At 71.5% G+C, this 9,323-nt stretch carries 8 protein-coding genes; 3 read left to right on the forward strand and 5 right to left on the reverse strand.

All coding sequences use genetic code 11. The features are described 5' to 3' along the window. Positions 1 to 391 precede the first annotated feature (391 nt). Positions 392 to 1,363, forward strand: a complete 972-nt coding sequence (locus AB0E24_RS25800) for a glycoside hydrolase family 16 protein (RefSeq protein WP_102933904.1) — start codon at positions 392 to 394, stop codon at positions 1,361 to 1,363. A gap of 132 nt (positions 1,364 to 1,495) precedes the next feature. Here the strand turns inward: AB0E24_RS25800 and AB0E24_RS25805 are convergent, their stop codons facing one another. Genes AB0E24_RS25805 through AB0E24_RS25825 form a run of 5 tightly spaced genes read right to left on the reverse strand, consistent with a single transcriptional unit; the run spans position 1,496 to position 6,900 of the window. Next, positions 1,496 to 1,960: a ribose-5-phosphate isomerase gene (locus tag AB0E24_RS25805; RefSeq protein WP_102933905.1), complete on the reverse strand. Its 465-nt coding sequence runs from the start codon at positions 1,958 to 1,960 to the stop codon at positions 1,496 to 1,498. Beyond that, complete coding sequence (locus AB0E24_RS25810) at positions 1,957 to 3,702, reverse strand: dihydroxyacetone kinase family protein (protein ID WP_359380328.1); 1,746 nt, start codon at positions 3,700 to 3,702, stop codon at positions 1,957 to 1,959. The genes AB0E24_RS25805 and AB0E24_RS25810 overlap by 4 nt, the downstream gene beginning before the upstream one ends. After that, positions 3,699 to 5,159 carry an FGGY family carbohydrate kinase gene (locus AB0E24_RS25815; RefSeq protein ID WP_347234579.1) on the reverse strand — a complete coding sequence of 487 codons (1,461 nt, stop codon included), beginning with the start codon at positions 5,157 to 5,159 and terminating at the stop codon, positions 3,699 to 3,701. Before AB0E24_RS25815 ends, AB0E24_RS25810 begins: the two co-directional genes overlap by 4 nt. Further along, on the reverse strand, positions 5,156 to 6,226 hold the full coding sequence (locus tag AB0E24_RS25820; RefSeq protein WP_147966527.1) for a 2-hydroxyacid dehydrogenase: 1,071 nt from the start codon (positions 6,224 to 6,226) through the stop codon (positions 5,156 to 5,158). The genes AB0E24_RS25815 and AB0E24_RS25820 overlap by 4 nt, the downstream gene beginning before the upstream one ends. A 5-nt stretch (positions 6,227 to 6,231) precedes the next feature. Then, positions 6,232 to 6,900, reverse strand: a complete 669-nt coding sequence (locus AB0E24_RS25825) for an HAD family hydrolase (RefSeq protein ID WP_079152868.1) — start codon at positions 6,898 to 6,900, stop codon at positions 6,232 to 6,234. 136 nt (positions 6,901 to 7,036) lie between these two features. Here AB0E24_RS25825 and AB0E24_RS25830 point away from each other — a divergent pair, with 136 nt between their 5' ends. Beyond that, the gene (locus tag AB0E24_RS25830) at positions 7,037 to 7,825 is read left to right on the forward strand and encodes a DeoR/GlpR family DNA-binding transcription regulator (RefSeq protein ID WP_079256771.1); all 789 of its coding nucleotides are present in this window, start codon (positions 7,037 to 7,039) and stop codon (positions 7,823 to 7,825) included. 104 nt (positions 7,826 to 7,929) lie between these two features. Beyond that, positions 7,930 to 9,213, forward strand: coding sequence for an MFS transporter (locus AB0E24_RS25835; protein ID WP_069861756.1), 1,284 nt, complete (start codon positions 7,930 to 7,932; stop codon positions 9,211 to 9,213). Positions 9,214 to 9,323: the final 110 nt, after the last annotated feature.

Below are 9,323 nucleotides of genomic sequence, written 5' to 3' on the forward strand. Positions count from 1 at the left end.
GCGCTCTCTCAACAAAGCGATAAGTCGTCATAGCCAAGAGGGAACGCCTTCTCATGGCGGTGTGGCGCGTCGTCAAGAGTTGGCCTTTGAGGGCGTGGCCCCCTCGCCCCTGCCTCCAACTCTGAAGCGGGGAGGGCGATACCGCCGCGTGATCGCGGTCATGCGAAGGACCTTCGTTCAAGTCGTGAACTCTGCACGACTCTTGACCGACGGGGGCGAGGTCCAAGACAGTCGTTCCGTGTGAGCGCTCTCTCGACCTGATTGCGCTCGCTCAGTTCCCCGTGCCCGAGTTCCCGTAGCCCAGACTCCCACCACCCCCACGCCAGGAGCGGGCTACGGGGGCTCGTACACCTCGTCACTGGAACTCCGTCGAACGAAAGCAGCCCCCCACATGTTCAGGATCACTTCCTCAGATACGACGGCGGACGCCGCGCGCCCCCGCCGCCGACGACGCGTTCTGGCCCTCCTGGCCGCCCTGTCGCTTCCGCTGACCGGACTGCTGGCTCTCAGCGCGTCCTCCAACGCCGCCGCGGGCGAACCCGCCGCCGCCGAGTGGACCACCGTCTTCCAGGACGACTTCGACGGCGCGGCGGGCACCGGTCTGAACAAGGCCGACTGGCTGTACGACATTGGCACCGGCTACCCGGGCGGCGCCCCGAACTGGGGCACCGGGGAGATCGAGTCGGTCACGGACTCGACCGACAACGTCTACCACGATGGTGACGGTCACATGGTGATCAAGCCGATCCGTGACGGTTCCGGAAAGTGGACCTCCGGCCGGGTGGAGACCCAGCGCACCGACTTCGAGGCCCCGGCCGGTGGCCAGTTGGAGATCAGCGCGTCCCTCAAGCAGCCCAACCCGGAGAAGGCCCTCGGAATCTGGCCCGCCTTCTGGGCCATGGGCGCCGACGCCCGTCCGGTCGGGGCCACCAACTGGCCGAGCATCGGCGAGCTGGACATCATGGAGGCCGTCAACGGGCTGAACAAGCACTCGCACACCTTCCACTGCGGGGAGTGGGCCGGTGAGTGCCACGACCCGGACGGAATCTCCAGCGACCTGCTGCCGTGCGACGGCTGTCAGACCGACTACCACACGTACTCCGTGATCGTGGATCGCACCGACACCTCCGCCGAGCAACTGCGCTTCTACCGCGACGGCAAGGAAACCTTCACGGTGAAGCAGGACCAAGTGTCCGCCGAGACCTGGAAGAAGGCGGTCGACCACGGGTTCTTCGCCATCTTCAATGTGGCGGTCGGCGGCTCCTACCCGAACAAGGTCTGCGGCTGCACCTCACCCGCGGAGGACACCACCTCCGGTGAGGGAATGAGCGTGGACTGGTTCTCCGTCAAGGTGAGCAAGTAGCGGCCTCTCCGGTAGGTCACTGCTAGGCCACCGCTAGGTCACCGGTAGGCGCGGAGACGGAGGAGGGCGGGGTCCATACCCCGCCCTCCTCCGCCGTTCCAGCCCTCCGCGGTCAGCTCCCGGCCTCCTCGATCAGCCCTCGTAGTCGCGGATGGCGGCCACCTTCTCCGCCGACGGGGAGGTTTCGTCGAAGCGCTGCGCGAGCCAGTCGTCGGTGAGCGCACGGGCGAGTTCCAGGCCGATGACGCGCTGGCCGAAGCAGAGCACCTGGGCGTTGTTGCTGAGGACCGAGCGGCGCACGGAATAGGTGTCATGGGCGGTGACCGCGCGGATGCCGGGCACCTTGTTGGCGCTGATGGCCACGCCGAGGCCGGTGCCGCACACCAGGAGGGCGCGGTCGGCCCTGCCTTCCGCGACCCGGCGGGCCGCTTCCACCGCGACATGCGGGTAGGCGGTGTGCTCGTCGCTGCCCACACCGACGTCGATGACCTCGGCGACCCGGGGGTCGGCCAGCAGATCCTTCTTGAGCGCTTCCTTGTAGTCGTAGCCGGCGTCGTCACAGCCGACGACGATCCGGAACGCGTTGGCGGTGGTCATACGGGTTCGCTTCCTGTCGTCGCGCGGAGGGTGGCCACGGCGGTCAGTACCGCGGCGAGTGAGGTGGCTCCGGGGTCGGGGGTGCCCACGCTGCGGTCGGCGAGGGGGCGGGCGCGGCCCAGCCGGGGGCGCAGCCCCGCGGTGTTCTCGGCGGCCGTACGGGCTTCGGCTGCGGCGGACGCGTACGCCTCGGACACCGGGGCTCCGGTCCGCAGCCGCGCCGCGAAGCCGGTGGCGAACGGCGCGAGCGCGTCGACCAGGGTCTTGTCGCCCACTTCGGCGCCGCCGAGCGAGGTGACGGCGGTGAGCGCGGCCGCGGCGGCCGACGCCAGTTCCTCGCGGCCCGGCGCCCGGTCGGCCGGCAGTGCGCCGCCGATGGCGCGCAGCGCCACCCCCCACAGCGCGCCCGAGGTGCCCCCGGCCTCCGCCGCCCAGGCGTCTCCGGCGGCGGCCAGCACCGCCGCCGGGGCGAGCCGGTCGGTGTGCGCCTTTTCGGCGGCCGCCAGTGCCGCGTCGACGCCCTTGCACATGCCACGGCCGTGGTCGCCGTCGCCCGCCACCGCGTCCAGCCGGCCCAGGGCCTCCGCGTCCCGGTGCAGTACGTCGCGGGCGGCGCGCAGGGCGTGGACGGCCAGCTCGGCGACCTCGACCGCGGCGCCGGAGGCCGTGGCGGCGGACCGGGCCCGGCGGCGCGGGGTCGCGGCGGGCCGTACGGCGGCGTCGTCCACCGGGGGTTCTGCCGGTGGTGTCCGGCGGAAGGCGGGGGTGTCGGCCGGTGCGAGCCAGAGGCGTTCCAGCTCGTCGTCCAGCCAGCTCAGGGTCAGGGAGCAACCGGCCATGTCGAGGCTGGTGACCAGTTCGCCGACCTCGGGGCGTACGGGGGTGAGGCCCGCCTCGTCCAGCAGCCGGGCCACGGCGCCCCACAGCACGTACAGCTCCTCGTACTTCGTGGCGCCGAGGCCGTTGAGGACGACCGCGACCCGCCCCTCGCCGTCCGTACCGGCGGGCCGGTCCGCCAGCAGCCCCGCCACCAGGGCGCGGGCCAGGTCCTCCGCGGTGCCCAGGGTGTCCTCGCTCACCCCCGGTTCGCCGTGGATGCCCAGCCCGAGGCCCAGGCGGCCCTCGGGGACGGTGAACAGCGGCTCGCCGGCGCCCGGCAGGGTGCAGCCGTCGAAGGCCACTCCGAGCGTGCGGGTACGGGCGTTGGTGAGCTCGGCGACGCGCACGACCTCGTCCAGGGAGGCGCCTTCCTCGGCCGCCGCCGAGGCGGTCTTGAAGACGACGAACCCGCCCGCGATGCCGCGCCGCCGGGCCGTCTGGCCGGCGGGGGCGGAGGCGATGTCGTCGGTGACGGCGAAGCAGCGGGCGGCGATCCCGTCGTCCGCCAACTGCCGTGCCGCGAGGCCGAAGTTCATCACGTCCCCGGCGTAGTTGCCGAAGAGGAAGAGGACACCGCCGCCCGCCTGTGCCGCCTCGGCGACCGAGCGGGCGCGGGCGGCCGACGGGGAGGTGAAGACATCGCCGATGACCGAGCCGTCGGCGAATCCGGGGCCGACGACACCGCAGAAGGCGGGGTAGTGGCCGGAGCCGCCGCCGGTGAGGACGGCCACCTTCCCGGTGCGGGTGGGGCGGGCGCGCACCACACCGCCGGGCACGGCCCGGACATGTTCGGGATGGGCGGCGGCGAACCCCGTGACCATGTCGTCGGCGAACCGGGCGGGGTCGTTGAAGAGCCTGGTCATTGCGTGCTCCAGCCTTCGCGTGCGAGGTCGAGGGCGTGGCGGTAGGCGGCGTAGCCCTCGGCGTAGTGGTCGATCAGCCCGCGCTCGGCGGTCACGGTGCGCAGCCGGGCGCGCCAGGCGCCGGGGTCGACCGGCGTGCCCAGGGAGCGCCAGGCGACATGGGCCGCGCCGCGGATGCCCACGGCGTCGTCGCAGACCTCCAGGTCGCCCCCGAGGACACCGGCGAAGACGCGCGCCCACTCCCCGGAGCGGGCACCGCCGCCGCAGGCGGTGACGGTGCCGGTGACGCCGAGGGTTTCCATGCAGTGCCGGGCCGAGTAGGCGACGGCCTCGCACAGCGCCCGCACCAGGTCGGCGCGGCCGGCCAGCGGGGAGAGCCCGTCGAACCGGCCACGGGCCCGTGGGTCGACGAAGGGCGCCCGCTCGCCACTGGTGGACAGGAAGGGCAGCGCGGTGACGCCCGCGGCGCCGGGCGGGGACTGGACGAGCAGCGCGTCCAGCGCCTCGATCTTCACATCGAGCAGTTTCAGCAGCCAGTCCAGGCCCGCGGTGCCGATCATGGCGGGCATGACCCGCAGGTACCGGTTCTCGTACGGGGTCGCCAGCACCATCCCGGCCGGGTCCTCGGCCATGGCCGGGCGTGGCTCGCTGTCGAGGACCTGGGCGGCGAGGGTGGTGCCGATGATGAGGTTGCCCTCGCCCGGTTCGGCCACTCCCGAGCCGAAGGCGCAGGCCGGGATGTCGAACGGACCGGCGGAGACCGGCAGCCCCGCGGGCAGGCCGAGCCGCCGGGCGGCGTCGGGCAGCAGCCGGTGCAGGGTGCCGGGCGGCGCCGGATCGGGCAGCAGCCGGCGGTGTGCGGACAGTCCGCACAGCTCCAGCGCGGTCTCGTCGTAGGTGCGGGTGGCGACGTCGAGGAACGGCTGCGAGGCGTCGGAGACATCGACGGTCACGGCGCCGGTCAGCCGCTGCACGACGGCGTCCACGCAGTATCCGGCGACCTCGGCGGCCGCCAGCCGCTCCGGCTCGTGTTCGGCCAGATGCGCCAGCAGGGGCGCGGCGGAGCCGGGGAACAGGCCGACACCGGTGCGCCGGTGCAGGGCGCGCAGGGTGCCGTCGGCGGCCCAGCGGTCGACCCGGTCCGCGGCCCGGCCGTCCATCCAGGACAGCGCGCGGCCGACCGGGGCGCCCTTGGCGTCGCGCAGCCACAGCCCGTCGCCCTGCCCGGTGAGGGCCAGGGCCTCGACCGGTTCGCCGCCCAGCTGCGCGGCGTCGCCGAGCGCCGCCCGTACGACGGTCTCCACGGTGCCCACGACGTCGTCCAGGTCCTGTTCGACACGCTGTCCCGGCAGGGTGTAGACGGTGCTGCGGGCCTCGTGCGCGGGGGTGGTCCGGCCGTCGCGGGAGATCAGCTGGGCCTTGGTGACCGAGGTGCCGATGTCGACTCCGACGATCATGGCCGGCCCCCGGTCAGCACCTCCGGATTGGCCACGTGCCGCAGCGGTTCGCCGCGCAGGAAGCGGGCGGCCTCGGCGGCGGTGATCAGGGCGGCCCGGTCGGCGGTCTGCCGGGTGGCGCCCGCCAGATGGGGCGTGGTGATGACGTTGGGGGCCTTGTGCAGCGGCCAGTCGGCCGGGGGCGGCTCGATGTCGTAGACGTCGAGGGCGAGCGCGCCGAGCCGGCCGGACTCCAGCAGACCGGGCAGCGGAGCGTAGTCGAGCAGTTCCCCGCGGGCGGAGTTGACCAGGACGGCGCCCTCGGGCAGCAGCGCGAGGTTGCCGGCGTTCAGCAGATGCCGGGTCTCGGGTGTGACACGGGCGTGCAGGCTCACCACGGAGCTGCGCCGCAGCAGGTCCTCCAGGCCGGTGAGCTCGACACCGTCGGCGTAGGCCCGGGCCGGATCCGCGTACGGGTCGGAGACGAGGACATGGGCGCCGAAGGCGCGCAACACACGGGCGACGATCGAGCCGATGGCCCCGTAGCCGACGAGACCGGCGGTGGCGCCGTCGAGCTCGAGCCCCGCGTTGTCGTACGCGTAGTAGTCGCCACGCCAGATGCCCTCCTTGAGGGCCGCGTCGGCGTGGGTGATGCGGCGCATGGCGGCGAGGATCAGGCCGACGGCGAATTCGGCGGCAGCGGCGGCGTTGCGGCCCGGGGTGAAGGTGACGGGTATCCCGGCGGCGGTGGCCGCGGCCAGGTCCACGTTGACCGGGCCGCCGCGGGCCACCCCGATGAACTTCAGACCGGGGGACTCGCGGATGACACGGGAGGTGAAGGGCGCCATCTGGGTGAGGGCGACACTCGCGTCTCCGAGCGCCTCCAGCACCTGCTCCTCGGTGCCGCTGGCCTCCTTGACCCCGCCGTTGCCCTGCCCGTCGGCCCCCACCGGACCGAAGGGCTCGTTCGGCCAGCGGGTGCGCATGGTGCGGAAGCTCAGCCCGGCGGCGGGCAGGCCCTCGCGCAGAGCAGCGGAGAAGAGGTCGGGGGCGATGAAGTCGTCGCCGGCTACCAGGACCGTGGTCATGTCGGTCACTCCCCTCGGGTCTCGAGCCTGCTGAGCAGGAAGTCACGGACGGCATGGTGGTCCGAAGAACGGTAAGCGGCGGCGGCCAGGGCGTCCTCGGCGGGTGGGTACTGCGGATTGGGAATGGCCACGACAGTCATCCCGGCGGCCGCTGCGGCGCGCAGTCCGTTGCTGGAGTCCTCCACCGCCAGACAGCGCTCCGGGGCCACTCCGAGGGCGCGCGCGGCGGCCAGATAGACGTCCGGGCTCGGCTTTCCGCGCTCCACCTCGGCGCTGGAGACGGTCGCCTTGAAGTGGTGGTCGACACCGTGGTGGACGAGAACGGCGTCGATCACCCGGCGCGGTGCGGAGGAGGCGAGCGCCACGGGTGCGAGTTCGGCGGTGGCGGTGATCATCTCCCGCGCTCCGGGCAACAGGCCGATGCGGCCGTCGGCCAGGGCCTGGACCATACCGTCCACGACCTCTCGTTCGGTGCTGGTGGCGGGGTCACCCGCCGCACAGAACCGGGTGAGGTAGGCGGCCCACTCGGGGGCGCTCATCCCCTGGACGTCGCGTGTCTGCTCCGGGCCCCATGCGCGGCCGCGGGCGGCGGCGTAGGCGGCCCACAGCTCCTCCCACAGATGCTCGCTCTCGACCAGCACGCCGTCCATGTCGAAGACCACTGCGTCGGCCATGCGTACCCCTGATCTCCTGGCTGATGATCCTTGGCTGGACGGAGCACCGGGCGGTGTCCGTCACAGCGAAATTAACAGTAGCAGCGTGAGTTGTCACTGGTTCTATGTGAGAAACAAACACGGCAGGATGGTGGGCATGACTACTCCCCCGTCGTCGCGCGGTGCGCGGCAGCAGCGACACCAACTGATCGTCGATCATGTTCTGGCCCAGGGGGACGCCACCGTGGCCGAACTGGTCGAGCTCACCGGCGTCAGCCTGATGACGGTCCACCGGGACATCGCCGAACTGGCGGACCGCGGCATCCTGCGCAAGTACCACGGCGGTGTCTCCGCACAGCCCTCGATGGTCTTCGAGTCCAGTTCGGACTTCCGGCTGCACTCGCACGCCGGCGAGAAGCGGGCACTGGCCCGCGCCGCCCTGCCGTTCGTGGCCCCGGGGATGTCGGTGATGCTGGACGACTCGACCTCGGCACTGGCCCTGGCGCGGCTGTTGCCCGAGGTGGGGCCGCTGACCGTGGTGACCAACTACCGCTTGATCACCGAGGAGCTGAGGGGGGCCGAGGGCATCCGGCTGATCTGTGTGGGCGGCGAGTACTCGCGCACCCATGACTCATGGATCGGTCTGCCGGCGATGGACATGATCAGCGGCATCTCCGCCGATCTGAGCGTGCTCTCCACCTCCGCGATGACCGCGGGCATGACCTTCCACCAGGAGCAGGAGATCGTCAGCATCAAGCGGGCGACCCGGCAGGCGGGCGCGCGGAGCGTGCTGCTCATGGACCACAGCAAGGTGGGGCGGCGCGCGCTGCACCGGCTGGAGAGCGTGGACTCCTTCGACCATGTTCTGCTGACCGGCCCGGTGGACGAGGAGCTGGTGCGGGAGATGCGCGAGCTCACGGATGTGAGGGTCGTCGAGACCGAGTAGTTATCACTGATCATCGTTATTTTTACCAGGACCCTTGATATTTCTCTCGGCTCGCTTGAGTATCTGCGGTCGTACTCCGTCCTCACCTCAGAGTGGAGGTAGCGATGCCGAAACCCTTGGTCCTGGGTTATCTGGGCGTGCTCCTTTTCATGATCGGCGATGGTGTCGAATCCGGGTTCATCGCCCCGTATATGGCCGACCACGGCGCGGCAACAGACGTAAGAGCCGGATACGTCATCACCGTGTACGGCATCGCCGTCATGCTGGCGTCGTGGTTCTCCGGTGCGCTCTGCCAGGTGTGGGGGCCGCGCCGGGTGATGTGGACGGGCCTGGTGATCTGGGCCGTCTTCGACGCCGCGTACCTGCTCTTCGCACTGGGCACCGAGAACTACCCGATGATGTTGCTCTTCTACGGCATCCGGGGCTTCGGCTACCCGCTCTTCGCGTTCGGCTTCCTCGTATGGATCACCAACACGGCACCGCAGGCCCGGCTGGGCACCGCGGTGGGATGGTTCTACTTCGCCTTCACGGGCGGTCTGCCCACCCTCGGCTCGCTGTGGTCGAGCCTGACGATCCCCTCGTTCGGCCGCCTGGGCACGCTGTGGTCGGCGCTCGTCCTCATCCTCATCGGCGGCGCCATCGCCCTGGTCGGCGCCCGGAGGAGGCCCGGCGGTGACCGGATGGCACCGCCGGAGGTCACCACCGGTGAGAGCCTGCTCAACTCCGTCTCCATCATCTGGACCCATCCACGTGTGCTGGTGGGCTGCCTGGTCCGGATCATCAACACGGCCCCGGAGTTCGGCATGCTGGTGTATCTGCCGCGGATCTTCTCCGACGACGTCGGATTCGGCGAGGACAAGTGGCTCCAGCTGCTGGCGATCATCTACGGCACGAACATCTTCTTCAACCTCATCTTCGGTGTGCTCTCCGACCGCATCGGCTGGCGCACCACCATCGCGGGCTTCGGCGCGCTGGGCTGTGCGATCAGCGTCACGACGCTGTACTTCGTACCGACCTGGCTCGGCCCGGACTACTACTGGGTCGCGGTGCTCGCGGGCATGTTCTACGGGGCGACGCTCGCGGGATTCGTCCCCATCTCGGCGCTCATCCCGTCCATGGCGCCGGAGAACAAGGGCGGTTCGATGGCCCTGCTCAACCTGGGCGCGGGCGGCGCGGCCTTCGTCGGCCCGGCCATCGCCAGCCTCTTCCTCCCCCTCGTCGGCGCCGGCGGAGTCACCGTGATCTTCCTCGCCCTCTACCTGGTCGCCCTCGTGCTGACCCTGCTGCTGAAGCTGCCCGGAGAGCAGGGCGGCGGGCAGCCCGTCCCGGACTCGACGGGCGGTCAGGAGCACCGGACCGGCGCGGCCCCGACCGCCACCTCCGCCTGAGCCCCGCGCTGCCGGGGCGAGCACACCAGATCGCGCAGCGCGGCTTCGCGCTTCTCCCGGGGCAGGGCTTCCAGCCGGTCGTGGAGTTCCGCCCGCCCGGGGTCGGCGCC

The sequence above is a fragment of the Streptomyces malaysiensis subsp. malaysiensis genome (assembly GCF_040653035.1).
GTDB classification, from domain to species: domain Bacteria; phylum Actinomycetota; class Actinomycetes; order Streptomycetales; family Streptomycetaceae; genus Streptomyces; species Streptomyces malaysiensis.